At 57.0% G+C, this 1,264-nt stretch carries 3 protein-coding genes; 1 reads left to right on the forward strand and 2 read right to left on the reverse strand.

Annotated elements, in window-relative coordinates:
- Window positions 1-350, reverse strand: a 350-nt coding sequence (locus ACP7AJ_RS21245; protein WP_426062239.1) for a hypothetical protein, incomplete at its 3' end; no start/stop codon positions are given.
- 140 nt (window positions 351-490) lie between these two features.
- The gene (locus tag ACP7AJ_RS21250) at window positions 491-832 is read right to left on the reverse strand and encodes a hypothetical protein (protein WP_426062240.1); all 342 of its coding nucleotides are present in this window, start codon (window positions 830-832) and stop codon (window positions 491-493) included.
- Between the two features lie 84 nt (window positions 833-916).
- Here ACP7AJ_RS21250 and ACP7AJ_RS21255 point away from each other — a divergent pair.
- Window positions 917-1,264: hypothetical protein (locus ACP7AJ_RS21255; protein ID WP_426062241.1), on the forward strand; the 348-nt coding region annotated here is incomplete at its 3' end.

Here is a 1,264-nt window from a genome sequence, read left to right on the forward strand (position 1 = left end):
AGGAGTTGCAAAAAGGAGCCCAGGCTGGGGATGCCGACCAGCACAAAAAGCGCGTACCACCGCCGCGCTTGCGGCGCGAGGCGCGGCGGAAGCGTGGCGTAGGAGGGGGTCATAAACGTGGAGGTGAGGAGGAGAACGAAGATCATCAGGCCAAAGCTGGTTACGGCCAGCTCGGCATACAGCGCCAGCGGGGTCTGGGCCAGCACGAAGCTCAACGCCAGCAAGGCCCCCAACAGGAGCAGGAACCGCCAGGCCGCCAGGCCGAACGTTTCGGCCTTCCCGAGGGAACGGGCGGCGTAAAAATTGAACGTCACGAGGAACGCCGCGAGCAACAGTTTGCCAAGAATCATGGCGGGGGAGGAGGGGAAATCCGGGCCGGCAAGGTAGGCACCAGCCCCCGGAGCACCGCCAAGCGCAGGCAATGTGGGATAGCACCTCCGTTTAGGAAAACGGTCCGAAGGTAAACGCGGCCATTCAGTTAAAGGAGCGTTTAAGATTGGACCTGACCCCTCAACCACTCTAGCTCCTCCTGTGCCACCTTTGGATTTAGCGTGACTATAGTATGCCTTTCAATCGTTTCCATACACAGCTGTCGGGTTGGCTCATCGGGGCGATAGTGTTCAACGAGCAGATGAGCGGCCCACAGATTGATGTAATAATGGTATTCTTGTAAAAAGCCTACAAATGTTTCGATTTGGTCGGCCACAGTGAGGCTGCGAAACAGGGCCACAAGGGCTTGTTTCGCGGTTTCTGCGCCGGGACCAGAGGGCGTAATGCCTCGTGAAAAGTTCTCCCGGCACTGCATCATAAAGGATTCGGTCAAACTTTGCATTGTTCTGGTTGTCTGAAAATCTGTTTAGCGAAACGGTCCGAAGGTAAACGCGGCCATTCAGTTGAAGGAGCCTATCACTGGGCTATGAATGCGTTGCTCGTGCTCTCGTCCTACCTCTCACCCTTGGTTTATCGATTCAACTTTGCTGGCGGCATGAGCGTGTTCTTGCTTTATGCGGTGGGGTGGCCCAGTTTAGGGGCCGTCGTGCTCCTTGTCACTTGCTTACACATTCCCACCCACCCGCTCTTCTGGCTGGCCCTGGCCGGGCTGGCCTTCTGGTTTGCGGCCTACGCCAAACGGTTTGCGCAAATCCATAAAGCGGCAGTCATAGCCCGTTCTTACGCGCGGTCGTGGCCCCGCATGCGCGCCGTAGCCATATTGATACTCGTTTTTCTGCTTTTCGGCGCGCTACTCAAAACGGCGCGTTGGATT

Origin of the sequence: Hymenobacter sp. B1770 (genome assembly GCF_049896385.1) — a bacterium.
In the GTDB taxonomy this organism is placed as follows: domain Bacteria; phylum Bacteroidota; class Bacteroidia; order Cytophagales; family Hymenobacteraceae; genus Hymenobacter.